Below are 24,724 nucleotides of genomic sequence, written 5' to 3' on the forward strand. Positions count from 1 at the left end.
TCCGCCGTCGGTGCCGGGCGCGCCTGCGCCGACGGATCCGGCGGCCCGCCGTGTCGCGTGGCTCCCGTTACGGGGGCAATCAGGCCGGCTCGGCAGTGAGCGGTGCTAGACATCTGACCGGGGATGGATGATCGAACCGTTCACTCGCTCTCGGGGTCATCCTCCCGGCGCGACGCTCGAGGAAGAGAGTGCGTGATGACACACTGCGAGCACAGGGACCTGAGGCGTCTCAGGAGTCCCGGTTCCTTCCTCCGCCGAGCGCTCGTCGGACGCAGGGCGACCCGTCGTGACAGCGGTCAGCTCGGGACTTCGGCCCGAGGACGGCATCAGGACCGCCTCGATCAGGTGAGCGGATGAGCGCTCCGGCGCAGGTCGGCACGCGTCGGGCGTCCGAGAGAGCAGCTCTCGCTGCGCTCTCCTTCGAGGAGAACACGCCCTTCGTGAAGCAGCTGCCGGTGGTGACGCTGTTCGTCCTGTCCCTCGTGATGACGGTGGTGCTGGACTTCGCCGAGGTCACGAACGCGTCCGCGCTGGTCGGCGCGATCGCTCTGATGGCGTCGGTCACGGCGTTCGCAGCGGTCCTTCCGCGGCTGGATCCGACGGGGCGTCTGGTCCTGCTCGTGCCGGCGCTCGATTTCCTCATCGCGGGCGTCTTCCGCTTCGCCACAGGCGAAGGGCAGTCGATCTTCGCTTCGTTGGCCATCCTGCCGGTCATCTGGGTGGCGTCATCGATGCGTCGTCTCGCCCCTCTTGCTGCGTTCTGCGGTGTATCGGTGACGTTCCTCGTGCCTTTCGCGCTGGGAGCGAGAACGGAGAATCTGCACGCGGAGCTCGGGCGCAGTGTCTTCGCCGCCAGTGCCTTCGCCATCGCTGCGGCCGTCGTGCACGGCCTGGCACGCCTCGCTCGCAACCACATCAGCTCTCTGCGCCAGCGGGAGCAGCGCGCAGTGGCAGAGCTCGAGGGGGCGTCCGCGGTTCAACGAGCACTGCTGCCCAAGAGCGGCGCGGGTGCGGCCGGATACGAGTTCGCAGGAGTGTGCCTGCCGGCGACGACCATCGGCGGCGATTTCTTCGACTGGTACGACGCAGGCAGGGACACCGCGTTCACCCTGGGCGACGTGATGGGGAAGGGCGTCGGAGCGGGGATCATCGCCGCGACCGTCCGGGCCGTCGTGCGCAGCGCTCGCAATCACACCGACCTCTCCGTCGCCCTGGACCGCGCCTCGGAGACGCTGTCCTCCGATCTCGCAGAGACCGCGTCCTTCGCCACCATGTTCCACGGGCGCTTGAACGGGAGCACGGGGATCGTCAGCTACATCGACGCCGGCCACGGCCTCACGCTGCACGTCCACGCAGACGGATCATGGGAGCGGATCACTTCTCATGACATGCCCGTCGGCATCGCCTCGGACACGCCGTGGACGGTCGCCCGACTCCGCATGCTCCCCGGGGACGTGCTGATCAGTTGCAGCGACGGCATCCTCGACCTCTACGACGGCACGGTCGACTCTCTCCGCCACATCGCCTACATCGTCTCCCTGTCCGCCGGCGCCTCCAACGTCGTCACCCGCATCAGTGCTCTCATCGAGGATGCGGAAACCCGGGAGGACGACATCGCCCTCCTCGTGCTCAGCCGCCCGGCCTAGCACTCCAGCCCGCGCGGGCCCCTCGGCGCTGCTCTCCGGGCATGACGAATCGCAGGCTCGGGCGAGGGATCGGCAGGCGAGGCGGCGTCCGCGGGTCTCCGGTTCATCGAGGAGGGGACTCGCGGGCGCACCGGACCCGCGACTCAGGGGCCGTCCGGTGCGGAGTCCATCCGCTTCCGGGAGGCGCCGTGACCCCAGCGGTTCCACGCGAGGACGTAGATCGCCAGTCCGGTGACGAGCCCCGCGATCACCCACAGCACGACCAGGTAGTCGATCCAGGAGCCGACCGGCGGGGCGCCGGGCAGGAAGTTCCGCAGCGGGATGACGGCGAAGAGCATCGCGCCGATCCAGCTGGTGAGGGTCGCCTCCACCCTCCGGCGTCCGGTGTAGGCGCTGATGGCGACGAACAGGACCAGCACAGGGGTGACCGCCATCAGCCCGAGCAGCACGATCCCGAAGGCGACGGTGCTCGCCGAGCGGGTCGCGGTGATCACCACCGACGTCAGCGGTTCATCGCCGTCGGCCGTGGGGACGGTGTCGCCGGGGTGGTCGACCGTCACGGTGTCCAGATGCCATCCGGGAACGGAGTCGTCGAGGCAGACCTGCGTGGGCACCGCGGTGTGCTCGTGGTCGTCGTGATCGTCCTCCCCGAGGAAGGCGAACGTCGTCAGGTCGGCCCGGTAGCTGTCGAAGGGCCACTCCTCGACGGTCCCCTCGGCGAAGTCCGACTGCACGGAGCTGTCCAGCACCTCGCCGGCCGGGAACGTCAGGACGCTCGGCCCGTCCACCGGGAAGGTCACCAGGCTGATCGTCTCGTCGGCCGTGTACCCGTCGGACGAGGTCAGTCCCTCCGACGGCACCAGTGTCATCTGGAACTCCACTCGGGCAGTGTCGCCCTGGAGCCCGTCGTCAGCGAGTACTGGAACGGAGGCGCCGTCCTGCCGTTCTCCTTCCCGCCGCTGACGCTGCGAACCTGGTAGGAGGCGCTTCAGCGGCGTCCTGCGCGCCACCGCGGTCGCATTCGTCGAGCTGGGGCCGCGAGGCACGGCAGAGCCGGCGGGCGGCGCCGACCTGATCACCGTGCGACACGGACCGCTGGCAGAACCCCCGACCGAGCGCTGCCGGCCGCCCGCGTGATGAGCGCTGTCCGCGGAGTGCGGGGAGGCGCTGCGGTGCGACGGCGAACGGCTCACGCTGTGGATGTGCGCACGCTTTCCGTGGTCGCTCCGTGTCGCGGGGGCGGTGGTCGCTCATGTCTACTCCTCATCGCGCAGCCCGATCGCGACCAGGGACGCCGCCGCGTCATGGACGCGCTTCGCCGCGTCGTCGGCGTGCCCGTGGCGTGCGGTGACGGCCGTGGTGAGCGCGGCGCCAGTGAGATGCGGGTGCTGCCAGATGGTCGCGGCGATCCCGTCGAGCACGTGCACAGTGCCGGTGGCGAGGACGATGACGCGCTGCCCGTCCGTGACCGCGTTGCGCCCGGGGACCTCCGACCAGCGGTCCTCCGACGCCGGCGGTGTCTCGAGCAGGCCGGCGACGATCGGGACGAGCTGCTCGGCGTCGCGATAGCGGACGCGGTGGACGCCGCCGATGCCGGCGGCGAGGCGGGCGAGGGTCGGGATGCCGTTCTCGAGCGCCGACAGGGCGCTCGTCTCGGGGACGAGGAGGGGGATGGCGTCGGCGAGGTCGAGGAGTTCGAGCTGAGCCGGGCCGACGAGGTAGGGGTCGCGGTCCAGGATCACGAGCGCGGCCAGCCGCGGGTCGGCGGGTGCGGGGAGGAGGCCGAGTTCGTCGGGGGAGAAGGGCCGCTTGGGCATGCCCTCCGCGGTGCGGATCAGGAGGGGCTTCTCGTAGGGGAGGATCCGTCCTCCCGGGGTGATGCCGGTGGTCTCGTCGGTGAGGTATCCGTAGGAGCGGCCCAGGGTCGCGGCGGCCGTCGTCTTCCCGCGGCCGGAGGGGCCGACGAGCACGATCGCGGCGCCGGCCGGGTCCGCGAGGGCGCAGGCGTGCAGCATCAGGAGCGAGCCCTGCGCGGCCTCGATCGCCCGCAGCGTCACCTCCGCGATCGCCATGGCGGCGTCGTGCTCGAAGGGAGTATCGGTGCGATGCAGCGAGAAGCGGGAGCGGGCGGGCTTCGGCCCGCCAGTGACCGTCGTACGGCTCCACAGCCGTTCCAGCACCGCCTGCTCGACTCCGTTCAGCGACCGATGGTCGACCTCGATCCGCTGTCCGAGACCTTCGATGACGAGCGACGTGCTGTGAGCCGCCATACGTGCAGGTTCTAGTAGTTGATCGGGTCGAATGTGACTGACGCGAAAGAGACCGGCGTGTCCGTGTAGCCGTCCGGCGTGACGGACACGACGGTCGTGCTGTTCACCAACGCGCCGGGGAAGTTGATGTAGCAGTTGACCTGGATCCCCTGCCCGGGCTGGAACAGTCCACGACCGCGGACATGAGCAGCGGACGTGACGTCATCCGAGACGCTGGAATTACGACGGGTCGACCAATTGCTCGACGTTCCGAGCATGATGTAGATCCCCCCATTGGGATCCGTGGGCAGGAAGAGAAGATTGTTGAGCGGGAGAACCGTGCTCGACGTGTTGATCAGAGTGAAGGTCGCCGTTCCGATGCGATCCGCTTGTCGCACCGGGGTGCTCCAGGTTCCCATGAGCCCGTCGAACGGCTCCGCAGGGGGAGTGCTGGCCTGGGCGGCCGGTGCACCGACCGCGGCGACCACGAGCGGCACCGACCAGCCCGCAGCCTGTGCGATGCGACGGCGCGAGGGGCCGGAGGCGACGGAGGTGGTGTCTTCGAGGTCGGTCACGGGGCGCTCCAGGGCGTTCGGTCGTACGGGGGTTCGGAGGAACGGCGTCCGTGCCGTGTGACGCGGGCCGACGTTCGTGCCGTGCAGCATCCGCACGGTCCGGTCGGCGGGCGCAGGGGACGCAGCACTCGACGGGCTCAGTGTGACGCATCCCTGATCGACCACCCGTGGAACTGCGTACCCCCCGTAAGCGCGTGCGCCTGGGGCCATCGAGGGGCCGAGCCGGTCGTCCCGTGAGGGGATCGTCCTACGGTCGGTCGAGTTCGGCGAGTCGACGGCCGTAGTCGGCCAGCTCGCTCCGCATCTGCTCGATCGACCTCGGCGTGAAGCGCCTCACCTGCAAGTCGAGGATCGCATCGGCCACCATGTCGCTGACCTCGAACTCCGAGGCGACGGCCGCCCTCTCGTCGTCGCGACCTCCCGAGACGTTCGCGCACACCCGGAACAGCTTCTCGGGGTCCTCGATCGCTGCGATGCAGGCGTTGAGGATCTCGGTGCGCGTCACCAGGTTCTGACGTTCGTCGCCGTCGTCCATGCGGTCACCGTACCGGCCCGGAACGGCCTGGACGCGAGAAGGCATCGCATCATCCATTCATGTGAGTTCCGACGCGCATGCGTTCCGTGAGGGGACGGTCGACGGGGACGCCACGGCGGTCGAGGTGGCGCCGCATCGTTCTGCGGCGGAACCTGTCCCGTACGTGTGAGTTCCGACGATGTCCGGCGGCGTTGCAACGCCGCTCCGTGTCGCGCCTAGTGGAGGAGTTCGGCCTGGATCCGAGCGGCGACGGCCTCGCGGAGGGGACGGACGTTCTCGGCGCTCCAGTCGGCCGGGTCGGGGAACGTCCATTCCAGGAATCGGCCGGTCGGGGTCGCGGGCAGGGTGAGGCCGGGCTTCATGGCGACGACGATGTCCGCCTTCTCGAGGTCCGCGACCGTGACGGCGCGGGGGGTGCGGTCGCTGATGTCGAGGCCGAGCTCCGCGACGGTCGCAGCGATCGCGGGGTTCACCGTGTCGGCGGGCGAGAGGCCGGCGGAGGTGGCGGTGTAGCGGTCGCCGGCGAGGACGTCGAGCAGGCCTGCGCCGAGTTGGGAGCGGCCGGCGTTGTGCTGGCAGAGGAAGAGGACGGTGGGCTTCTCGCTCATGCGGGGGTCACGGCTCCAGTGTTCGTGCGGGTCCAGGTCTGGGTGGCGATCTGCACGGCGTCCCAGGGGGAGCCGAGCGGGGGTGTGTAGGAGAGGTCGAGGTCGGAGACCTGCTCGACGGTGAGGCCGGCGAACAGGGCGGTCGCGTAGGTGTCGACGCGCTTGGCGGTCTCGGTGCCGAGGCGTCCGACGAGCTGCGCGCCGAGCAGGCGTCCGTCGCGCGTGTCGCCGGTGATGCGGATGGTGATCGGCTGCGCGCCGGGGTAGTAGCGCTTGTGGTCGTCCGCGACCGCGGTCGTCGTCGCCGGGGCGAAGCCGGCGGCGAGGGCCTCGTGCTCACGCAGGCCGGTGCGGGAGGCGACGAGGTCGAACACCTTCACGACCTGCGTGCCGACAGACCCGGCGAACCGGGCGTCGCCGCCGAGGGCGTTCTCGCCCGCGACCCGGCCCTGCTTGTGCGCGGTCGTGCCCAGCGGCAGGTAGGTGCTGCCGAGCAGGCGGTGGTGGGTGGTCACTCCGTCGCCCGCGGCGAACACGTGCGGGAGGCCGGTGCGCATGGCCTCGTCGACGACGACGGCGCGGCCGGCGCCGAGGGAGGCTCCGGCGCGGGCGAGGAGGTCGGTGTTCGGCTTCACTCCGACGACCAGGAGCACGACGTCGGCGGTCCGAGTGAGGGGTGTGCCGTCGTGGTCGGCGTGGACGGCGAGTCCGGTGGCGGTCTTCTCGATCGAGGCGACGGTGGTGCGAGTGAGGACTTCGACGCCGTGCTGGTCGAGCTCGGTGTGGACGAGGGCGCCGAGTTCGGGGTCGAGGGTGGAGAGCACTTCCGGGCCGCGCTGCAGCTGGGTGACGCGCAGGCCGCGGACGGTGAGGGCTTCGGCCATCTCGAGGCCGACGTAGCCGGCGCCGACGATGATCGCGGTCTGCGGGTCGCGGCTGTCGAGGAACCGCTCGAGCGCGAAGGTGTCGCCCATCGAGTGCAGCACGTGCACGCCGTCCTCGGGGCCGAGCCGGTGCACGCCGACGATCCCGGCGGAGGAGGCGAGGGCGCCGGTGCCGACGATCAGCTCGTCGTACCCGATCCGGTCGAGCGTCCCGTCCGGGGTGCGGACGGTGAGCTGCTGTCCGGCGACGTCGATGTCGGTCGCGAAGGTGTCCAGGCGCAGGGTCATGCCGGTGGCTTCGAGGTCCACGTGGGTGCGGTGCGCGAGGGACTGCCAGGGCTGCACCTCGCGGGAGAAGTAGTACGGGATCCCGCAGATGGAGAAGTTCGGGTAGGAGTCGGCGACGACGACGGTCACGTCGACGGACGGGTCGAGCTCGCGGGCGCGCAGCGCGGCGGAGATCCCCGCGTCGCTGCCGCCGATGGCGACGAGATGCATCAGAAGGCCTTTCGGATCAGACGTGTGACGAGGTCGAGGCGGCCGGGACCACGAGGCTCCCGGCGGTCCGGGCGGCGCCCGGGAAGAGGAACACGGCGATGCCGACGCCGATCACGGCGCCGGCGAGCTGCGCGGCGACGAAGGGCAGGACGGAGGTGGGGGCGATGCCGGCGAAGGTGTCGGTGACGACGCGGCCGAGGGTCACGGCGGGGTTCGCGAACGAGGTCGAGGACGTGAACCAGTACGCGGCGCCGATGTACGCGCCGACCGCGGCCGCCGCGAGCGGGCCGCGGTCCGTCCGGGCGAGGGAGAGGATCACGAGGACCAAGCCGGCGGTGGCGACGACCTCCCCGAGCAGGTGCCCGGCGGTGACGCGCTCGGTCGTCGCGATCGCCGTCGGGACCTCGAACATCGCGTTCGCGAGGACCGCTCCGCTGATCCCGCCGAGCAGCTGCGCGCCGACGAACACCGCCAGCTCACGGCCCGACAGGCCGGAGCGGTCGCGGCGACCGAGGAGCGCGTCGACGGCGGAGACGAGCGGGTTGAAGTGCGCCCCCGACACAGGGCCGAAGACGAGGATCAGCACCGCGAGTCCCAGAGCGGTCGCGAGGGAGTTCTCCAGCAGTTGCAGGCCGACGTCGTCCGGGGAGAGGGTCTGCGCGGCGATGCCGGAGCCGACGACGATCGCCACGAGCAGGCCCGTGCCGAGGAACTCGGCCACGGCCCGACGAGCGAGCGGAGGAGGGGAGGTGGTGTCCATGACGTTCGCCATCTTGACCGCTCGCGATCACTCAGTCAAGATTGAGTCAATGAACACCGAGCGAACCGAACTCGAATCGCGTGCCGCCCGGCATGCGGCCCTCAGTGATCCCGCACGCCTGCGGATCACCGACCTGCTCACCCTCGGAGACCTGGCGCCGCGAGAGCTGCAGGACCGGCTCGGGATGCCCTCGAACCTCGTCGCGCACCACCTCGCTGTGCTCGAGCGCGAGGGCATGATCCTCCGGCGCCGTTCGGAGGCGGACCGGCGCCGGACCTACGTGCACCTGGTCCCCGACGCCTTCGACCAGCTCGGGCCTTCGACCACCGCCGCCGCGCGGCGGGTGCTGTTCGTGTGCACGGCGAACTCCGCCCGCTCCCAGCTCGCCGCCCAGCTCTGGGCGCAGCGCAGCCCCATCCCCGTCGCCTCCGCCGGCACGCACCCGGCCACCGCGGTGGCGGCCGGAGCGATCGCGACCGCCGAACGTCACGGCCTCCCGATACCCGAAGACGCCCCGCGGCAGTTCGCAGACGTCGCCGCCGATACCGACCTCATCATCACCGTCTGCGACGCCGCTCACGAGGAGCTCGGTTCGGACGCGCTGCACTGGTCGATCCCCGACCCGGTGCCCGCCGGCACGGACGCCGCGTTCGATGCCGCCTACGACGAGATCGTCGCGCGCGTCGACGCTCTCGCGGCGAGAGTCATCGCCGCCTGATCAGACGCGGGTGAGCATCCCCGCGAGGGAGTCGAGTGCGCCCGGCACGAGGGAGAAGTAGGCCCACGTGCCGCGCTTCTCGCGGGCCAGGATCCCGGCGTCCACGAGGACCTTCAAGTGGTGCGACACCGTGGGCTGACTCAGCCCGACCGGCTCCGTGAAGTCGCAGACGCACACCTCGCCCGAGCTGCTCGACGCGACGATCGACACCAGGCGGAGCCTCGCGGGATCCGCCATCGCCTTCAGTGCCCGTGCCAGCAGCTCCGCGCCCTCGGCGCTCAGCGGCTCGCGCGCGAGCGGCGCGCAGCACGCGGCCGCCGCCGCGGTGAGAGTCAGCTCGGTCGTCGCCATGCCTCCACTCTCGCACACATTGACAATCATCGATATAGCGGGGCAGACTCGGTCCATCGATGACCGTCGATGTCGAGGAGTGCACCTGATGACCCTGCTGCTGACCGTCCCGCACCGCACCGACGAGCGCCGCCTCACCGGCCTCCCCGTCGCCGTCATCGGCGCCGGCCCTGTCGGTCTGGCCGCTGCCGCGCAGCTGCTCGAGCGCGGCCTCGACGTCATCGTCTACGAGGCTGGCGAGAGCGCCGGCGCTGCCGTGCAGCAGTGGGGCCACACCCGCCTGTTCTCCCCGTGGGAGTACCTGGTCGACGCCGCCGCTGCACGCCTGCTCGACGCGAGCGGTTGGGAGGCGCCCGCAGCGAAGAAGCTGCCCACCGGGCACGAGTTCGTCCGCGACTACCTTGCGCCCCTCGCCGCGACTCCGCAGCTCGCCCCCGTCATCCGCTACCGCTCCCGCGTCACCGCCGTCACCCGCGAGGGCATGGACCGCACCCGTTCCACCGGCCGCGCCGCCACTCCGTTCCTGCTGCGCCTGGACACGCTGGAGGGCTCCGTCGACGTCACCGCCCGCGCCGTGATCGACACCTCGGGCACCTACTCCACGCCGAACGCCCTCGCCTCCGCGGGCCTCGACCCGATCGGCGCCGCCGACGTCGCCGAGCACCTCAGCCATGCGCTGCCGGACGTGCTCGGCGCCGACCGCGCCCGATTCGCCGGGAAGAGCGTGCTCGTCGTCGGTGCCGGGCACTCCGCGGCGAACACGCTGATCAAGCTCGCTCGTCTCGCCCGCGAGGAACCGGGCACGAGCATCACCTGGGGGATCCGCGGCATCAGCCCGCTGCGCGTCTTCGGCTCGAGCGATGACGAGCTGGAGGAGCGCGGCAAGCTCGGCGGCACCGTGCACCAGCTCGTGCGCGACGGCGCGATCACCCTCCTGGACCGCTTCGAGATCGACCGCCTCGAGAAGACCGCCACCGGCCGGGTCGCCGTCCTCGGGCGACGCCGGAAGGAGCGCGAGAGCGTCGAGGCCGACGTCGTCGTGCAGGCGACCGGGTTCCGGCCCGACCTCGACATGCTGCGCGAGATCCGCGTCTCTCTGGACGAGATCGTGGAAGCACCCCGCGCCCTCGCGACCCTCATCGACCCGAACCTGCACTCCTGCGGCACGGTCGACCCGCACGGCGTCGCCGAGCTCGCGCACCCTGAGCCGAACTTCTACATCGCCGGCATGAAGTCCTACGGCCGCGCCCCGACGTTCCTGCTCGTCACCGGTTACGAGCAGGTCCGCTCCATCGCGGACGAGCTCGCCGGCGATCACGCAGCCGCCCGGCGCGTGCAGCTCGTGCTCCCCGAGACCGGCGTCTGCTCCACCGACATCGGATCCGCCGGAGGAAGCTGCTGCTCATGACCGCCACCCGGCCGATGGCCCCCGAGGACTGGGCGGCGGTCGAGGCGATCTACCGCGACGGGATCGCCACCGGACACGCCACCTTCGAGGTCGAACCGCCGACATGCGAGGCGTTCGATGCAGGGAAGCTCGACGTCGGACGCCTGGTCGCCGTCGACGGCGAGCAGATCCTCGGGTGGACGGCGCTCTCGCCGGTGTCGAGCCGGCCCGTCTATCGAGGGGTGGTCGAGCACTCCGTCTACATCGCGTCGTCCGCCCGCGGCCGCGGCATCGGCGCCGAACTCCTGCAGGCACTCATCGAGGCAGCGGACGCCGCAGGTCTCTGGACGATCCAGTCGAGCATCTTCCCCGAGAACACCGCCAGCCTCGCCCTCCACGACCGCGCCGGCTTCCGCCGCGTCGGCACCCGCGACCGGATCGCGCAGATGACCCACGGACCAGCCGCCGGTACCTGGCGCGACACAGTCCTCATCGAGCGCCGGCGCCCGTCCTGATCTTTCCCTGGCCCCGCGACGGGCACCGTCGTCGTGAAGGAACGAGTCGGCCCACGAGGGGAAGAACCCTCTCGGCCTCCGCAGGCGCTCCGATGTCCGCTCAGCGCTCCTCGCCCTCCGCGGCGGTCGGTCGCGCTCTCGGCGCCGGTCGAGGAGGCGACCACAGTGCCGCAGCGATCGACGCGACGCCGAAGGCGCCGGCGCTGCCGGCGAACAGCGTCAGCAGCCAGCCCGGACCGAGAACGATCTCCTCCCCGGACGAAGAGAGGAACGTGCACTCCAACCCGAGCGGGAACGGCGTGATCCGTCCCCGCACGATCCACCCCTCGTCGACTCCGCTCGCTGGCGGCGCCTGCCGGTCGACCAGGCACGTGTACTCCGGATCCCGCGCCTGGTAGAGCGAGCCGGCCACCGGAACGGCGAACAGACCGGTCAGGAGGAGGAGCCAGACCACCAGCGCGGCGTGGGCACTGCGAGTCACTCAGACCTCCAGCAGTAGGAGCACGACGACGTGCCCCACCACGATCACGGTCACGATCGCCGCGGTCGTCGCGATCACCCGGAAGGCCCTGCTCCGTCGCTCGTCCCCGTTCACGCCCTCAGTCAAGCAGGACCGCCGCTCAGGATGCACGCGTCCCCCTCTCGGGGCGCGGCGCTATCGTGCAGGGATGCCCACGAGCGATGAGACCTGGACCCTGGCCGACCACGACGTCCCCCTGTACCGGAGCGGGGACGGCGAGCGCGCCCTCATCCTGATCCACGAGGTGTGGGGTGTGGACGGGCACATCCGCTCGGTCGCCGACCGGTACGCGGCCGAGGGGTTCCGGGTCGTCGCGCCCGAGCTGCTGGCCGAGAGCGGGCTGCTCGAGCAGCTCGACACCGAGCAGCGGGCCGACTACGACCACCCGGTGCGGCGCCTGCCGCGGCAGGTCGAGCTGCGCACCTTCTTCGCGCCCGTCTTCACTCCCGAGCACGCGAAGCGGAGCATCGCGGTCCTCCGAGCGCTCGTCACGCGGCTGCTGAGTGAGGACGGCGTCACGAGCGTCTCGATCACCGGGTTCTGCTACGGCGGCACGTTCAGCTGGGCGCTCGCGCTCGCGGAGCCGCGGCTGGCGGCGGCGGTCCCGTTCTACGGGCACGTCACGGCGTCCGACGAGGAGCTGGCCGTGCTCGAGGTCGGCGTGCTGGCGTTCGTGGGCGACCAGGACGCGCCGCTCGTCGAGCAGGTGCCGCGGGTGCGCGAGGCGACGGCCGGGAAGGACGTCGAGGTCCTCGTCTACCCGGGCGCCGGGCACGCCTTCTTCAACGACTCGAACGACGGCACCTACGTGCCCGAGGCGGCGGCCGACTCGTGGACCCGCTCGCTGGCGTTCCTCCGCGAGCGCGCCGTCTGACTCCCGAGCAGAACGTCGGCTGAGAGCGGGTGCCGGCCACGACGATGGCCGACACCCGAACTCAGCTTGCCGGCGTCAGGCCGCCTCGGTCACGCGGCCGCCCTTCAGGAGCAGCCGTCGCTGCGCTCGACGCGCCACGGCGGAGTCGTGCGTCACGATCACCAGGGTCAGCCCCAGGTTCGTCCAGAGCGACTCGAGCAGGGTCATGATGTCGTCCCGCGTGTCCTCGTCCAGCGCGCCGGTCGGCTCGTCCGCGAGCAGCACCGACGGCTCCTTGACCAGGGCGCGCGCGACGGCGACGCGCTGCTGCTGACCGCCCGACAGCTGCGCCGGCAGATGGTCGGCCCGATCGGCGAGCCCGACGGACGCGAGGGCGGCGCGCGCCCGCTCCGACCGCTCCGCTGCTCCGATCCTCTGCGGGGCGAGCGCCGTCGCGACGTTCTCGAGCGCGCTGAGCGTGGGGATCAGGTTGAAGCCCTGGAACACGATGCCCACCTCCGACGCCCGGATCGCCGCGAGCCGGCGGTCGCCCGCAGACGAGATCTCGTGCTCGCCGAGCACGACGGTGCCCGAGGTGGGCCGGTCGAGGGCGCCGAGCATCTGCAGCAGCGTCGACTTGCCCCCGCCGGTCGGACCCTGGATCGCGACCATCTGGCCGTCCGGGATGGTGAGGGTGACGTCCTTCAGCGCGGTGACCGCGGTTTTCGCGCTGGTGTAGCTCTTGGTGACGTTCGTGAGGGTGTACATGTCGTCCTTCGGATCGAGGGGGAGAGGGGTCAGCCCACGGAGCGGAGTGCCGCGGCGGGGCGCAGGCGCGCGGCCCGCCAGCCGCCGAGCGAGCCGGCGAGGACTCCGCCGAGGATCGACAGCCCGACGGCGAGGAGGAGCACCGGGACGGAGACCGGAAGCGAGAGCGCGACCTCGGTGGCGGTGGCGGTCGGGGCGGCTCCCGGCCCGAACCCTCCTCCGGGGCCCGTTGCGGCGCTCGCCGCGGAGGAGCCCGACAGGGTCGGCGCGACGGCGTTCACGATCGCGATGCCGGCCAGGCCCAGGGCGATGCCGACGGCGCCTCCGATCAGCCCCTGCACGACCGACTCTCCGGCCACCTGGCGCACGAGGGCGCCGTTCGACCAGCCGATCGCCTTCAGGGTGCCGAACTCGCGGGTGCGGCGGGTGACTCCCGAGAGGGTGAAGAGCGAGGCGATCAGGAACGCGGCGGCCAGCACGAGCAGCGACAGCCAGGTGCCCAGGTTCGCGACGAGGTCGCCGGCGGTCGAGAGCGATCCCGAGACGGTCGAGGCGAGGTCGGCCTGCGTCGACACGGTGCTGTCGGGCAGCGCCGCCTCGAGCTCGGACTGGATCCTCGTGATGACGTCGGCGGACGCGGCCTGGACGTAGACGGACGAGATCAGGCCCGCCTCGCCCGAGAGCGTCTGCGCGACGTCGAGGGGCAGGTAGGTGTCGGAGGCGGTGCTCGCGTCGGGCGAGTCCGTCGTCACGATGCCGATCACGGAGAAGGCGGTGCCGCCGATCTCGAGGGTCGAGCCCACCGTCAGTGCGGCGGTCGTGGCGTAGGAGGAGTCGAGCACGACCACGTCCTGCCCCGCGTCCTCCGCGGTGAAGGTGCGCCCGTCGGTGAGGACCACATCGGCGAGGGGCCCGATCGCGCTGCCCGCCGGGTCGAGGCCGAGCACCGAGAACGAGTCGACGCCGAAGGAGGAGCCGCCCGCGCCGTCGGGGCCACCCGCGGGAGCCTCGCCTGCCGCGGCATCGCCCGGTGCCGCGGCGGCACTGCGGTCGGGCAGCTCGCCCGAGAACGTCGTGCTGGTGAGCGAGAGCACCCCGATGGCGGTCCGCACGCCCTCGACGTCGAGCGCCGTGGCGACGGCGGACGCGTCGAACGCCGTCGTGCCGCGGTCGACCTCGAGGCGCGACCGGCTGACGGAGGTCGTGCCGTCCTGGGTCGTGCCGTCGGCCTCGCCGAAGTCGAACCGCTGGCCGCCGTCGCCCGCGGCGGGCGCGGCGGCGGCCCGCGTCACGGTGATGTCGGTGCCCACTCCGTAGACGGAGTCGAGGACGGACGCCTGCGCGTTCCGCACCCCGGAGGAGAAGGAGGAGACGAGCAGGACGAGAGCGATGGCGAGGGCGGTGCCGGCGGCGACGACGATCGTCTGCCGTCGCCGGTTCAGGAGCTCTCGCCGGAGGTAGGTGGCGAACATCGTGTCCTTCGAGTCGGGGGAGGGGCGCCCCGGGAGCGGGACGCGGGGCGGAGTGGTCCGCCCGGTTCCCCGACGGTAGGGACGCGGTTTCTGCGTGCCGTATCGAGCGGTTGTGGGTCGCCTATGAGGCACCGCCCGCGGACCGCCCCCCTCCGACACGGGGGCGCTGTTCCGCGCCATGTCGGCGAGCCGGATCGAGGCGCCCCCGGTCGAGGGTGAAGGGCAGTGCGGCGCGGCGCAGGAGTCGAGCGCGGGGCGAGTGCCCCGGGATCACGCGGAACCTCTCGACCGAGAGGGCCAGACGGCTCCCAGGAGACCATCAGACGAGGACGAGTCGAGGAATCGTCGCCCCGGGCCGAGGCGTGGAGCGCGCCCCCGTCCTCTCCCTACCTTTCCCCTACGGACGTGGGGTGATCACCGCACTGCCGCCCTCCGACCTCCTTCCTCCGAAAGGGAACACGTGCCCGAGAACTCCATCTCCCGCCGCAGTCTCACCAAGTCCGCCGCCTGGAGCGTCCCTGTCGTCGCCGTGGCGGTCGCCGCTCCGATGGCCGCCGCGTCGACCACCGTCGACATCGTCGTGAGCGGCTCCTGCGCCACCCTCTCGGTTGTCGGGACCGCGGGAACCGCTCCTCGATTCACCGCTTCCGCGGTCGGGGGCGGTGTGATTCCTGCGCAGACCCAGTTCACGCTCTCGAGCACCTCTCTCGCCAGCGTGAACGTTCAGGCCGCCGGGGCTTCCGTCGAGGTGCTGCCGAACGGAGACCGCGTGCTGACGGTCTTGGCCGACACGACCTCCCTCACCGTCTCGCTGACGCCCGGCTCCGGTATCGACGTCGTCCTGCTCGCATCCTTCACGCTGAGCGTGCGCAGCATCCCGACCGGCTACGTCGATTCGAACGCCGCCAACAACAGCGCGTCGCGCAATTTCTCGGGAACCAGCCTCTTCGGTACGTTCACCGGTCTCTGCGTCTAGTCGATCGGCATCAGGAAGGGCGGAGGCGCAAGCCTCCGCCCTTCCGTCGTTCCCGCGCCCTTCCCCCCGCGCCCGTCGCGGTCCTAGGCTCGCGCTCATCCGGAACGAGCCGACGGAGGCGCCGATCATGACTGCGACACGCGAGAAGACCACCGCCCCGCCCGAGCTGAAGCGGGTCCTCGGACCCAAGCTCCTGCTCCTGTTCGTGGTCGGCGACATCCTCGGCACGGGCATCTACGCCCTCACCGGGCAGGTCGCGGCCGAGGTCGGCGGAGCGGCGTGGCTGCCGTTCCTCATCGCGTTCGTCGTCGCGACGCTCACCGCCTGCTCCTACCTCGAGCTCGTGACGAAGTTCCCGCAGGCGGCCGGAGCCGCGCTCTACGCGCACAAGGCGTTCGGCATCCACTTCATCACCTTCCTCGTCTGCTTCACGGTGATGGCGAGCGGCATCACGTCGGCGTCCGCCGCGTCCGGAGCGTTCGCGAGCAACTTCGCCATCGGCTTCGGCCTGGGCGAGGGGGCCGGCGTCAAGATCACGATCGCGCTGGTCTTCATGGTGCTGATCGCGCTGGTGAACCTCCGCGGGGTCGCCGAGAGCGTGGGCCTGAACGTCGTGCTGACCCTGATCGAGCTCTCGGGCCTGCTGCTCGTGATCTTCGTCTGCTTCTTCGCCGTCTTCGGCGGGCAGGCCGACTTCTCGCGGGTCGTCGCCTTCGAGACGTCGGGCGACAAGTCGCTGCTGCTCGCGGTGAGCACGGCCACCTCGCTCGCCTTCTTCGCGATGGTCGGCTTCGAGGACTCGGTCAACATGGCGGAGGAGACCAAGGAGCCCAGCCGCATCTTCCCGAAGGTCATGCTCACCGGGCTCGGCATCACCGCCGTGGTCTACATCCTCGTCTCGACCCTCGCTGTCGCGATCGTGCCCGTCGGCGAGCTCGCCGGCAACGACACTCCGCTCGTCACGGTCGTCGAGACCGCTGCGCCCGACTTCCCGATCTCGACGCTGCTGCCGTTCATCTCGCTGTTCGCGGTGGCCAACAGCGCGCTGATCAACATGATGATGGCCAGCCGCCTGCTCTACGGCATGAGCAAGCAGGGCGTCCTCCCGCCGTTCCTGAAGAACGTGCTGCCGGGGCGCCGCACGCCGTGGGCGGCGATCCTCTTCACCACCGTCATCGCGCTGCTGCTCACCGCGTACGTGTCGCGCGACACGCAGAACCCCATCGCGGTCCTGCTCGGCGGCACCACGTCGCTCCTGCTCCTCGCGGTCTTCGCGGTGGTCAACGTCTCGGTCCTCGTGCTGCGCAGGCAGCCCGTCGAGCACTCCCACTTCCGCACGCCCACCGCGCTACCCGTGATCGGAGCCCTCGCCTGCGTCTACCTGGTGCTGCCGATCACCTCGGGCCGCGACATCGCCCAGTACGAGATCGCGGCGGTGCTGCTCGTGATCGGCGTGCTGCTGTGGTTCGCGACCTTCATCGACCGGCGTGTGCGCGGCTACGCCCGCTCGGCGGCCGTCGAGGAGCCCGAGAAGGCCGGCGTCGCGGCATCGGACGCGCACGGCGAGGACATCGGCCGTTGATAGCGGGGTCATAGGGAACCTCCCGATACTGGGAGGCATGCCCAGCCCCGCTCCCTCGAAGCACCTCGCCCCCGCGCAGCGCACGCGCCTGAAGCGCGCTGACGGATCCCCGATCCGCGTCCTCGTCGTCGACGACGAGAGCACCCTCACCGACCTGCTGCAGATGGCTCTGCGCTACGAGGGCTGGGAGGTGCGCACCGCCGCCGAGGGCCGTTCGGCGATCACCCTGGCGCGCGAGTTCCGGCCCGATGTGATCGTCCTCGACGTGATGCTCCCCGACATCGACGGGCTGCAGGTGCTGCAGCGGGTGCGCGCCGACGGCAGCCAGACGCCCGTGCTCTTCCTCACCGCCAAGGACGCCCTCGACGACCGCATCGCGGGGCTGACCGCGGGCGGCGACGACTACGTGACCAAGCCCTTCTCCCTCGAGGAGCTCGTGGCCCGGATGCGCGGCCTCATCCGCCGCAGCACCCTGCTCGCGAACGACGCCGACGACCCCCGAGTCGTCGTCGGCGACCTCGAGCTCGACGAGGACAGCCACGAGGTGCGCCGCGGCGACACGTCCATCGAGCTGACCGCCACCGAGTTCGAGCTGCTGCGCTTCCTGATGCGCAACCCTCGCCGCGTGCTCAGCAAGGCGCAGATCCTCGACCGCGTCTGGTCGTACGACTTCGGCGGCAAGTCGAGCGTCGTCGAGATCTACATCTCCTACCTCCGCAAGAAGATCGACGCCGGGCGCGCGCCGATGATCCACACGGTGCGCGGCGCCGGCTACCTGCTGAAGCCCGCCGACTAGTGGCCTCCCGCCCCGCCTTCGGCGACTTCGCGACCCGATCGGCGCTGCGGGGCTCCCGCCCCGGGCGATCCGGGCGGCGTGCGCCGTGGACGCTGCGGCGCCGGATGGTGCTCGCCGTCGTCCTGATGGTGGCGATCACCGCCGGAGTGGTCGGCGCGGTGAGTGTGCTGTCGCTGCGCGGAATCCTCTACGAGAGCACCGACACGCAGCTCTCCCAGTCGCTGAAGCGGCTGCAGGAGTTCGACGGCCCAGGCCGGTTCGCGGGCCCGTCGGCCATCGAGCGCGCGACCTCGTGCCCCGACGACTCGTTCGTCGGCCCGAGCCAGGACCTCAGCACGATCACCGCGGTGCGCGGCGGTGACGGCTCGTTCGTCGGCGCCTACATCGACGGGGACGGCGACTGCCGCCAGTTCGCGGAGGAGCCGGACTCGGTCCTCGCTCAGGCGGTCGCGGCAGGCGGAGACGAGACGACGGTCGATCTCGGCGGCGCCCTCGGCGCGTACCGGACGCAGGCGGCCGTCGTGGACGGCTCCGTCGTCGTCGTGGGCGTGCCGCTGGGCGGGACGACGGAGGTCCTCGGCTCGCTGACGGCGGTGGTCGTCGTGATCACCCTGCTCGCGATGCTGCTGGTCGCCCTCCTCGCCACGGCGATCATCCGCGTCGCCCTCCGGCCGCTCGACCGCGTCGAGGCGACCGCGACCCGCGTCGCCGAGCTGCCGCTCGAGCGCGGTGCGGTGGAGCTGGTCGAGCGCGTCCCGGAGGAGGACGCCGACACCCGCACCGAGGTCGGCCGCGTGGGCGCCGCCTTCAACCGCATGCTCGATCACGTCACCGGAGCGCTCCAGGCGCGCGAGGCGAGCGAGAGCAAGGTGCGCCGGTTCGTCGCCGACGCGTCGCACGAGCTGCGCACGCCGCTGGCCGCGATCCGCGGCTACGCCGAGCTGCCCCGCCGCGGCGAGGCCGAGCTGTCCGAGGCCGCCGTCTACTCCCTCGACCGGATCGAGTCGGCCGCGACCCGGATGACCTCGCTCGTCGAGGACCTGCTGCTCCTCGCCCGGCTCGACGAGGGCCGCGACCTCGAGAAGGAGCCGGTGGACCTGACGATGCTGCTGATCGAGGCGGTCTCGGACGCCCACGTCGCCGGTCCCGACCACGAGTGGGACCTCGAGCTGCCGGAGGAGCCCGTCGAGATCCGCGGCGACGGCTTCCGCCTGCACCAAGTGCTCGCGAACCTGCTGCGCAATGCGACCGTGCACACCCCGCCCGGCACGCGTGTCGTGGCGGCGCTCGCCGAGGAGCGCGACGACCGGGGTCGGCCGATCGCGGTCGTGACGGTCACCGACTCCGGGCCCGGCATCGCCCCCGAGCTCGTCCCCGTGCTGTTCGAGCGCTTCGCCCGCGGCGACTCCTCGCGCGCCCGCACGACCGGATCGACGGGGCTGGGTCTCGCGATCGTCGCCGCGGTCGTCGACGCGCACGGCGGACGCGTGCTCGTGGACTCCGAGCCCGGCCGCACCGCGTTCCGCGTGGAGCTGCCGGCCTAGACCGACACCCGATGCGCCGGCGCGCGTCGTCGAGCGCGCGCACCATTTGCAGGTGATCCGACAGAGAAACGGCTTCCCGCCGCGGATTCTCGTCCGTCGCCGGCAGGATCCCCTGCAGATGGTGCGCACCCCTGCCGAGGACGCACGCTCCACGGCATCCGCCCGTCTGCAGGGGCTCGTCCGATGTGCAGGGGATCGGAGCGTGCGCCGCGATCCCGCCGCAGGAGCAGGCCTCGATCAGGTCGCATCCCCTGCGGATCGTGCAAGTGCCTGCGAATCGTGCAGGCGCCTGCAGATCGTGCAAGCGCCTGCCGATCGAGCATCGCCCGGCGGTGGGACCCGAGCGCCCTAGACCGACACCCCGATGCGCCGGCGCGCGTCGTCGAGCGTGCGCACCACCTGCACGACCTCGTCGAGCGGATGCAGCGGCGACTCCGTGCGCCCCTCGGCCAGGTAGGTCGCGAGGTGCACCGCCTCCCACGCCAGTCCCTCCCCGGCACGCAACGGCGACTCGTCGAGCCAGGTGCCGGAGTCGTCCCCGCGCGTGAGCGTCACCCCGCCCGGACGCCAGAACGCCGGGTGCACGTCGATCCGGCCCTCGCTGCCCGCGACGCTCGCGGCCTGCAGCGTGTCGGCCAGCACGGTCGAGGTGGCGAGCGACTGCACGCCGCCCGCGTGGCGGCCGACGATCGTGGCGGTCGCGTCGACTCCGGTGTCCGTCAGGCCGCCCGAGACGACCGTGCTCTGCGGAGTGCCGGCGATCATCGAGACGAACGAGGACGCGTACACGCCGACGTCGAGCAGCCCGCCGCCCGCGAGCGCGGGGTCGAAGATGCGGCTCGTCGGATCGAAGGGGAACGCCGCTCCGAAGTCGGCCGAGACCAGGGCGGGCGCTCCGACGGCGCCGTCCTCCATCAGGCGGCGCACCACGTCCATGTGCGGGAGGTAGCGCATCCACATGGCCTCCATCGCGAAGACCCCGGCGTCGCGCGCGGCGTGCACGATCATCTCGGCCTCGCCCGGAGTGGGTGCGAACGGCTTCTCCACCAGGATGTGCTTGCCCGCGGCGATCGCGAGCAGCGCCTGCCGCGCGTGCTCCGAGTGCGGGGACGCGATGTAGACGACGTCGACCTCGGGGTCGTTCACGACGGCCTCGTAGCCGGCGGACGCGCGGGCGATGCCGAAGCGGGTCGCGAACTCCTGCGCGCGCCCGAGCGAGCGCGAGCCGACGGCGACGACCTCCTGGCGCGTGTGCGTGCGCAGCGCCTCCACGAAGCTGGTGGCGATGCCGCCCGGGGCCAGGATCCCCCACTTCAGAACGGGGGAGTCGAGGAGGGAGGGGAGCCGGGGTTCCGGGAGCGTCAGTGCCATCCCTCCACGCTAGGGCCCGGGTGCGGCCGGGCGCGAGGGGGCAGCGGCCGCGCGCGAGAGGTCGGTGCCGGCGCGCGAGGGCTCGGTGCAGGAGTGCGAGGGGTCAGTGCCCGCGCCGCAGCACCCGCTTCAGCAGCGGCACCGGCTCCCGCTCGGTCGGCTCCTCCACCTCGAGCCCGTAGAAGCGGCCGATGTCGCCGACGAACGCGGCCCGCCGGGCCCTGTCGTAGGCCCGCAGCTCGCGGCGGAACGCGATCACCGTGGCGACGCACATCAGGATCATCACCACGCTGAACGGCAGGGCCGAGAGGATCGCCGCCGTCTGAAGGGCGTCGAGACCTCCCGCGATCAGCAGCGCGATCGCGAGCAGCGCCGTCGCGAGGGCGAAGAACACGCGGATCGGGTTCTTCGGCTCCACGGAGCCGCCGGTCGCGATCATCGCCATGACCAGGGCGCCGGAGTCGGCCGAGGTGACGAAGAAGACTCCGATCAGGAGGATCGCGCCCAACGTGACGACGGCGCCGCCGGGCAGATCCGCGAGCATCTGGAACAGTGCGAGGTCGGAGTCGACGGCACCGCCCGCGCCGACCAGTCCGCCTGCGCCGTACAGCTCGCGGTGGAGGGCCGTGCCGCCGAGCACGCTGAACCACAGGAACGTCATGATCGTCGGCACGAGCAGCACACCGGCGACGAACTCCCGGACGGTGCGGCCCTTCGAGACGCGGGCGATGAAGATGCCGACGAACGGCGCCCACGACATCCACCAGCCCCAGTAGAACGTCGTCCACGAGGCCTGCCACTGCTCGCCGCTCTCGCCGGCGAACGCGCTCACGGTGAAGGAGAGGCCGAGGAGGTTCTGCAGGTAGTTGCCGAGCGACTGCACGAACTCGCGCAGGAGGAACTGCGTCGGCCCCGCGAACAGGACGAACAGCAGCAGCGCGCCGGCCAGGATCAGGTTGCCGGACGAGAGCCACTTCATGCCCTTGCCCACGCCGGACACGAGCGAGAGGATCGTGAGCCCGGTGACCACGGCGATGACGACGAGCTGCACAGTGAGCGAGGACTCGACGACGCCGGAGGCCTCGAGCCCGGCCGAGATCTGCGTGACTCCGAGGCCCAGCGAGGTAGCGACTCCGAACATCGTGCCGATCAGGGCGACGACGTCGATCGCGTTGCCCCAGCCGCCGCGCACCCGTCTCCCGAGCAACGGCTCGAGGGCCCAGCGGATCGACACGGGGCGGCCCCGCCGGTGGATCGCGTACGCGAGAGCGAGGCCGACGACCACGTAGATCGCCCACGCGTGCACGCCCCAGTGCAGGAACGTCTGCGACAGCGCGCTCTGCGCGAGCTGCTGCTCGGTGCCCGTCACTCCGGGACGCGGATTCGCGAAATGGTTGAGCGGCTCGGCGACGCCGTAGAACACCAGACCGATGCCCATACCGGCGGCGAACAGGAGGGCGATCCAGGCGGCCATCGAGAACTCGGGCTCGTCGTCATCCTTGCCGAGCTTGATGTCGCCGAAGCGGCTGACCCCCATCCAGATCGCGAACGCCACGAACGCGGCGGCGATCAGCACGTAGTACCAGCTGAAGGTGTTGACCACGGTCGTCTGGAGGGAGGCGAACACCTCGGTCGCCGTGCCCGGCGCGAGGAGTGCGAAGGCGACGATCGCGAGGATCAGGATCGCGGCGGGCCAGAAGACCCACGGGGCGAGCCTCTGGGTGGGGCGCGCGGAGTCGGTCGCGACCGCTGTCTCGGTCATGGTGGAACCCTCTCGTCGAAACGGACAAGGGTACACGGCCTGCTCCGGAGCCCGCCTAGGCTCGGTCCGTGACCCCCACCGCTCCCGCGCCGCGGCGCCGCAACCTGCCCGGCCTGATCGCGTTCGTCCTGGCGGTGATCCTGACGATCAGCCAGATCGTCCAGGTCTGCCTCACGACGATCGTGCCGGTGCTCGCCTACCGCGGCGGGCTCGACGCCACCGAGATCGGAGCCGTCTTCATCGTCATCGGGATCGCCCAGCTGATCCTCGCCGCGCTGACCACGATCCTGGGCGTCGCGGGCGTCGCGCGCCGCGGAGTCCCGAAGACGCTGGCCGCGATCGCCCTGGGCGCCGGCGCGAACGGAGTGATCGTGCAGCTGTCCGCGCTGATCCTGCCTCCGCTGATCGGCGTCGGCCTGTCCTGATCCCGCGCCGGACGACCCCGGCGCCGACCGTGCTCGCCCGACTCTAGGTCGCGCGTCCGGCGGCGTAGTGGTTCTGGACCTGGGTCTGGGTGAGCGCGGTGGAGTACACGGCGGCGTAGCGGAGGCTGCCGCTGAAGTACGCCGGGCCGACGTTGGGCCAGGAGCCGCCGAGGGTGTCGTAGCCGATCCGCCAGTAGCCGGTCGTGTTCTCGGGGCTTCGGTAGGCGGTGTTGGAGGCGACCCGCTGTCCGTCGAGGTAGAGGGTCATGCCGGTGGTCGGCGAGAGGGTCGAGACGACGTGGTGCCAGTTGCCGTCGTTCACGGCGGTCGGGCTCGTCAGGGCTTCGACGCCGAGGTTGTAGATGCCGAAGACGAGCTTCCCGTCGCGCCCGATGTAGGTGTGGCGGTCGTACTGGCCGCCGCCTGCGGAGGCGCCGGCGCCGAAGGAGAAGAGCTTGCCGCCGGCGACGGTGGTCTTGAACCAGATCTCTGTGCTGAAGGTCGTGGGGTTCTTCAGCTCGAGCGTGTTGGTGAGGTGGTTCGTCGTGCCGTTCAGCAGCCAGGATCCGCCCGTGTCGCGGGGGCACGCCTTCGGTGTCGTGGACGAGCTCGTCATCACGCCCTGGTAGGTGCCGGGGTACCCGCCCGAGTCGGTGTCGGCGGCGGTGCGCGAGTTGGAGGCCTGCGCGAGTGTGTACGAGAAGAGCGCGGCGGTCCTGTCGGCGGCGTAGGCCGCGTCGCAGGTGAAGAAAGCGGCGGCGCTGCCGACGGTGTTGTTCGAGTTCGTGATGGCGGCGGTGTAGGCGCCCGAGGTCGCGGGCGTCAGCAGCAGTCCTCCGGCGAGGGCGGCCACGGCGACGGCCGCGAGGGCCTTCCGCGGCTGCGCGAGGGCGGAGCGGAGGCGCGCGAGGAGCGGGACCCGGACGACGCGGTGCCGGCTCATCGGGTCGCCTCCTCCGCGGCGGCGCGGCGGCCGTGCTCACCGGTGTGCTCGGTCGCGGCGGGCAGGCCGATCGCGAACGTGTAGATCAGGGGCAGGGCGCACAGCAGCGCGAACACGATCCAGCCCCAGACGGGCAGGTGCAGAGCGGAGGAGACGCTGTACCAGTCCTGCTCGTTCGCGGGGACCTTCAGCCGCCCGACCTCGCCCGAGACCAGGTCCGCCGGAGCGGCGCCCTCGGCGCTGACGCGGATGGGCAGCAGCCCTGTCGACACCAGCACGGCGTCGGTGAACCCGTTCGTGACCGTGGCCTCGAGCACCACCAGGCCGACGAAGGGGCGCAGGAGGAAGACGGTGATCGAGGCGACCAGCGAGAGGCCCAGGATCCGCATCGCCGCGCGGTGGGTGGGCGAGGGCAGCAGACGGGTGAGCAGCTGCACCAGGACGGCGCCTGCGAGCAGGAGGGGGAGCGCCTTGGCGAGCCAGCCGACGCCGGGGAGCGACGTGGTGACGACTCCGATCAGCTGGTCCTGGCCGGTGGCCCACGGGTCGACGGCTCCGTTGATGTCGCCCTGGGTCACGAGGGTGCCCTCGGGGGCGATCTCGACCACGCGGTGCGTGTAGGTCTCGTCGGGCGTGGTGGAGGGGTGGAAGCTGACGACGTCGCCGACGCGGACGTCCTGGATCGCGGTGGGAGTGGTGAGGACGAGCGTGCCGACCGGGGCGAAGGTGCCCATCGACGGGGTCTGCACGATGAACCAGCGGCCGCCGGAGGCCTGGAAGAGGAGGCCGAGGGCGACGACGCCGAGGAGGAGGACGGAGGCGGTCCAGACCAGCGCGGTCCGCAGGCGCCGGGGGGAGCGCGGTGCGGCGGTGGCGGCGGGAGCGGCGGCGGCGGGGGTGTCCGTGAGCGTCATGTCCTCCGCCTCCTCGACGGTGTCGAGAGCGGGGCCGCCTCGGGTGCGGCCCCGCTCATCGGGTGGTGCGGT

25 protein-coding genes are annotated in these 24,724 nt (G+C 71.5%); 10 read left to right on the plus strand and 15 right to left on the minus strand.

Annotation, left to right across the window (positions count from 1 at the left end; genetic code table 11):
• Nucleotides 1-353: 353 nt before the first annotated feature.
• Nucleotides 354-1,646 carry a PP2C family protein-serine/threonine phosphatase gene (locus IOC53_RS12420; RefSeq protein WP_207406161.1) on the plus strand — a complete coding sequence of 431 codons (1,293 nt, stop codon included), beginning with the start codon at nucleotides 354-356 and terminating at the stop codon, nucleotides 1,644-1,646.
• A gap of 143 nt (nucleotides 1,647-1,789) precedes the next feature.
• Here the strand turns inward: IOC53_RS12420 and IOC53_RS12425 are convergent, their stop codons facing one another.
• The 7 genes from IOC53_RS12425 to IOC53_RS12455 form a co-directional block, all read right to left on the minus strand.
• Nucleotides 1,790-2,839 carry a DUF4436 family protein gene (locus IOC53_RS12425; protein WP_307786182.1) on the minus strand — a complete coding sequence of 350 codons (1,050 nt, stop codon included), beginning with the start codon at nucleotides 2,837-2,839 and terminating at the stop codon, nucleotides 1,790-1,792.
• Nucleotides 2,840-2,902: 63 nt separating this feature from the next.
• Nucleotides 2,903-3,916, minus strand: a complete 1,014-nt coding sequence (locus IOC53_RS12430) for a hypothetical protein (protein ID WP_207406165.1) — start codon at nucleotides 3,914-3,916, stop codon at nucleotides 2,903-2,905.
• An 11-nt stretch (nucleotides 3,917-3,927) separates the two neighbouring features.
• Nucleotides 3,928-4,470, minus strand: a complete 543-nt coding sequence (locus IOC53_RS12435) for a hypothetical protein (protein ID WP_207406168.1) — start codon at nucleotides 4,468-4,470, stop codon at nucleotides 3,928-3,930.
• A 247-nt stretch (nucleotides 4,471-4,717) separates the two neighbouring features.
• On the minus strand, nucleotides 4,718-5,005 hold the full coding sequence (locus IOC53_RS12440) for a hypothetical protein (protein WP_207406170.1): 288 nt from the start codon (nucleotides 5,003-5,005) through the stop codon (nucleotides 4,718-4,720).
• Between the two features lie 215 nt (nucleotides 5,006-5,220).
• Complete coding sequence (locus IOC53_RS12445) at nucleotides 5,221-5,613, minus strand: low molecular weight phosphatase family protein (RefSeq protein ID WP_207406172.1); 393 nt, start codon at nucleotides 5,611-5,613, stop codon at nucleotides 5,221-5,223.
• Nucleotides 5,610-6,995 carry an FAD-dependent oxidoreductase gene (locus IOC53_RS12450; protein WP_207406173.1) on the minus strand — a complete coding sequence of 462 codons (1,386 nt, stop codon included), beginning with the start codon at nucleotides 6,993-6,995 and terminating at the stop codon, nucleotides 5,610-5,612. The genes IOC53_RS12445 and IOC53_RS12450 overlap by 4 nt, the downstream gene beginning before the upstream one ends.
• Before the next feature lie 16 nt (nucleotides 6,996-7,011).
• Complete coding sequence (locus tag IOC53_RS12455; RefSeq protein ID WP_207406174.1) at nucleotides 7,012-7,755, minus strand: MIP/aquaporin family protein; 744 nt, start codon at nucleotides 7,753-7,755, stop codon at nucleotides 7,012-7,014.
• Nucleotides 7,756-7,804: 49 nt separating this feature from the next.
• Here IOC53_RS12455 and IOC53_RS12460 point away from each other — a divergent pair, with 49 nt between their 5' ends.
• Nucleotides 7,805-8,473: a helix-turn-helix domain-containing protein gene (locus IOC53_RS12460; RefSeq protein WP_207406175.1), complete on the plus strand. Its 669-nt coding sequence runs from the start codon at nucleotides 7,805-7,807 to the stop codon at nucleotides 8,471-8,473.
• Here the strand turns inward: IOC53_RS12460 and IOC53_RS12465 are convergent, their stop codons facing one another.
• The gene (locus IOC53_RS12465; protein WP_207406176.1) at nucleotides 8,474-8,824 is read right to left on the minus strand and encodes a helix-turn-helix transcriptional regulator; all 351 of its coding nucleotides are present in this window, start codon (nucleotides 8,822-8,824) and stop codon (nucleotides 8,474-8,476) included.
• An 88-nt stretch (nucleotides 8,825-8,912) separates the two neighbouring features.
• Between IOC53_RS12465 and IOC53_RS12470 the strand changes: the two genes are divergently transcribed.
• Entirely contained in the window at nucleotides 8,913-10,232 is a 1,320-nt protein-coding gene (locus IOC53_RS12470) for an FAD-dependent oxidoreductase (protein ID WP_207406177.1), read from the plus strand.
• Nucleotides 10,229-10,726 carry a GNAT family N-acetyltransferase gene (locus IOC53_RS12475; protein ID WP_242683287.1) on the plus strand — a complete coding sequence of 166 codons (498 nt, stop codon included), beginning with the start codon at nucleotides 10,229-10,231 and terminating at the stop codon, nucleotides 10,724-10,726. Before IOC53_RS12470 ends, IOC53_RS12475 begins: the two co-directional genes overlap by 4 nt.
• 100 nt (nucleotides 10,727-10,826) lie before the next feature.
• Here IOC53_RS12475 and IOC53_RS12480 read toward each other — a convergent pair whose 3' ends face one another.
• Nucleotides 10,827-11,207 (minus strand): hypothetical protein, encoded by a 381-nt coding sequence (locus tag IOC53_RS12480; protein WP_207406178.1) that lies wholly within the window; start codon nucleotides 11,205-11,207, stop codon nucleotides 10,827-10,829.
• Nucleotides 11,208-11,394: 187 nt separating this feature from the next.
• Here IOC53_RS12480 and IOC53_RS12485 point away from each other — a divergent pair, with 187 nt between their 5' ends.
• Entirely contained in the window at nucleotides 11,395-12,120 is a 726-nt protein-coding gene (locus IOC53_RS12485) for a dienelactone hydrolase family protein (protein WP_207406180.1), read from the plus strand.
• 75 nt (nucleotides 12,121-12,195) lie between these two features.
• Here the strand turns inward: IOC53_RS12485 and IOC53_RS12490 are convergent, their stop codons facing one another.
• Nucleotides 12,196-12,867 carry an ABC transporter ATP-binding protein gene (locus IOC53_RS12490; protein ID WP_207406182.1) on the minus strand — a complete coding sequence of 224 codons (672 nt, stop codon included), beginning with the start codon at nucleotides 12,865-12,867 and terminating at the stop codon, nucleotides 12,196-12,198.
• A gap of 29 nt (nucleotides 12,868-12,896) precedes the next feature.
• Nucleotides 12,897-14,339, minus strand: coding sequence for an ABC transporter permease (locus IOC53_RS12495; protein WP_207406184.1), 1,443 nt, complete (start codon nucleotides 14,337-14,339; stop codon nucleotides 12,897-12,899).
• Nucleotides 14,340-14,799: 460 nt separating this feature from the next.
• Here IOC53_RS12495 and IOC53_RS12500 point away from each other — a divergent pair, with 460 nt between their 5' ends.
• The 4 genes from IOC53_RS12500 (at nucleotide 14,800) to IOC53_RS12515 (ending at nucleotide 19,237) form a co-directional block, all read left to right on the plus strand.
• Entirely contained in the window at nucleotides 14,800-15,315 is a 516-nt protein-coding gene (locus IOC53_RS12500; protein ID WP_207406186.1) for a hypothetical protein, read from the plus strand.
• Nucleotides 15,316-15,442: 127 nt separating this feature from the next.
• Nucleotides 15,443-16,897, plus strand: coding sequence for an APC family permease (locus IOC53_RS12505; RefSeq protein WP_207406188.1), 1,455 nt, complete (start codon nucleotides 15,443-15,445; stop codon nucleotides 16,895-16,897).
• 37 nt (nucleotides 16,898-16,934) lie between these two features.
• Entirely contained in the window at nucleotides 16,935-17,693 is a 759-nt protein-coding gene (locus tag IOC53_RS12510; protein WP_278250069.1) for a response regulator transcription factor, read from the plus strand.
• 104 nt (nucleotides 17,694-17,797) lie between these two features.
• Nucleotides 17,798-19,237 carry a cell wall metabolism sensor histidine kinase WalK gene (locus IOC53_RS12515; protein ID WP_207406190.1) on the plus strand — a complete coding sequence of 480 codons (1,440 nt, stop codon included), beginning with the start codon at nucleotides 17,798-17,800 and terminating at the stop codon, nucleotides 19,235-19,237.
• Nucleotides 19,238-19,585: 348 nt separating this feature from the next.
• Here IOC53_RS12515 and IOC53_RS12520 read toward each other — a convergent pair whose 3' ends face one another.
• Nucleotides 19,586-20,608 (minus strand): Gfo/Idh/MocA family protein, encoded by a 1,023-nt coding sequence (locus IOC53_RS12520; RefSeq protein WP_207406192.1) that lies wholly within the window; start codon nucleotides 20,606-20,608, stop codon nucleotides 19,586-19,588.
• 103 nt (nucleotides 20,609-20,711) lie between these two features.
• Complete coding sequence (locus IOC53_RS12525; RefSeq protein ID WP_207406193.1) at nucleotides 20,712-22,370, minus strand: BCCT family transporter; 1,659 nt, start codon at nucleotides 22,368-22,370, stop codon at nucleotides 20,712-20,714.
• Between the two features lie 68 nt (nucleotides 22,371-22,438).
• Between IOC53_RS12525 and IOC53_RS12530 the strand changes: the two genes are divergently transcribed.
• Nucleotides 22,439-22,795: a hypothetical protein gene (locus IOC53_RS12530; protein ID WP_207406194.1), complete on the plus strand. Its 357-nt coding sequence runs from the start codon at nucleotides 22,439-22,441 to the stop codon at nucleotides 22,793-22,795.
• A gap of 43 nt (nucleotides 22,796-22,838) precedes the next feature.
• Here IOC53_RS12530 and IOC53_RS12535 read toward each other — a convergent pair whose 3' ends face one another.
• Nucleotides 22,839-23,738 (minus strand): LamG domain-containing protein, encoded by a 900-nt coding sequence (locus IOC53_RS12535; RefSeq protein ID WP_207406195.1) that lies wholly within the window; start codon nucleotides 23,736-23,738, stop codon nucleotides 22,839-22,841.
• Nucleotides 23,735-24,724 (minus strand): signal peptidase I (locus tag IOC53_RS12540; RefSeq protein WP_207406196.1); only part of this gene is annotated, 990 nt, incomplete at its 5' end. The genes IOC53_RS12535 and IOC53_RS12540, both read right to left, overlap by 4 nt.

This window comes from Rathayibacter sp. SD072, from assembly GCF_017355185.1.
Lineage (GTDB): Bacteria > Actinomycetota > Actinomycetes > Actinomycetales > Microbacteriaceae > Rathayibacter.

Coding starts and splice junctions, on each gene's coding strand:
- IOC53_RS12420 (WP_207406161.1), top strand. CDS start 354: ATGAGCGCTCCGGCGCAGGTCGGCACGCGTCGGGCGTCCGAGAGAGCA.
- IOC53_RS12430 (WP_207406165.1), bottom strand. CDS start 3,916: ATGGCGGCTCACAGCACGTCGCTCGTCATCGAAGGTCTCGGACAGCGG.
- IOC53_RS12440 (WP_207406170.1), bottom strand. CDS start 5,005: ATGGACGACGGCGACGAACGTCAGAACCTGGTGACGCGCACCGAGATC.
- IOC53_RS12445 (WP_207406172.1), bottom strand. CDS start 5,613: ATGAGCGAGAAGCCCACCGTCCTCTTCCTCTGCCAGCACAACGCCGGC.
- IOC53_RS12450 (WP_207406173.1), bottom strand. CDS start 6,995: ATGCATCTCGTCGCCATCGGCGGCAGCGACGCGGGGATCTCCGCCGCG.
- IOC53_RS12455 (WP_207406174.1), bottom strand. CDS start 7,755: ATGGACACCACCTCCCCTCCTCCGCTCGCTCGTCGGGCCGTGGCCGAG.
- IOC53_RS12460 (WP_207406175.1), top strand. CDS start 7,805: ATGAACACCGAGCGAACCGAACTCGAATCGCGTGCCGCCCGGCATGCG.
- IOC53_RS12465 (WP_207406176.1), bottom strand. CDS start 8,824: ATGGCGACGACCGAGCTGACTCTCACCGCGGCGGCGGCCGCGTGCTGC.
- IOC53_RS12470 (WP_207406177.1), top strand. CDS start 8,913: ATGACCCTGCTGCTGACCGTCCCGCACCGCACCGACGAGCGCCGCCTC.
- IOC53_RS12475 (WP_242683287.1), top strand. CDS start 10,229: ATGACCGCCACCCGGCCGATGGCCCCCGAGGACTGGGCGGCGGTCGAG.
- IOC53_RS12485 (WP_207406180.1), top strand. CDS start 11,395: ATGCCCACGAGCGATGAGACCTGGACCCTGGCCGACCACGACGTCCCC.
- IOC53_RS12490 (WP_207406182.1), bottom strand. CDS start 12,867: ATGTACACCCTCACGAACGTCACCAAGAGCTACACCAGCGCGAAAACC.
- IOC53_RS12495 (WP_207406184.1), bottom strand. CDS start 14,339: ATGTTCGCCACCTACCTCCGGCGAGAGCTCCTGAACCGGCGACGGCAG.
- IOC53_RS12505 (WP_207406188.1), top strand. CDS start 15,443: ATGACTGCGACACGCGAGAAGACCACCGCCCCGCCCGAGCTGAAGCGG.
- IOC53_RS12510 (WP_278250069.1), top strand. CDS start 16,935: ATGCCCAGCCCCGCTCCCTCGAAGCACCTCGCCCCCGCGCAGCGCACG.
- IOC53_RS12515 (WP_207406190.1), top strand. CDS start 17,798: ATGGTGCTCGCCGTCGTCCTGATGGTGGCGATCACCGCCGGAGTGGTC.
- IOC53_RS12520 (WP_207406192.1), bottom strand. CDS start 20,608: ATGGCACTGACGCTCCCGGAACCCCGGCTCCCCTCCCTCCTCGACTCC.
- IOC53_RS12525 (WP_207406193.1), bottom strand. CDS start 22,370: ATGACCGAGACAGCGGTCGCGACCGACTCCGCGCGCCCCACCCAGAGG.
- IOC53_RS12535 (WP_207406195.1), bottom strand. CDS start 23,738: ATGAGCCGGCACCGCGTCGTCCGGGTCCCGCTCCTCGCGCGCCTCCGC.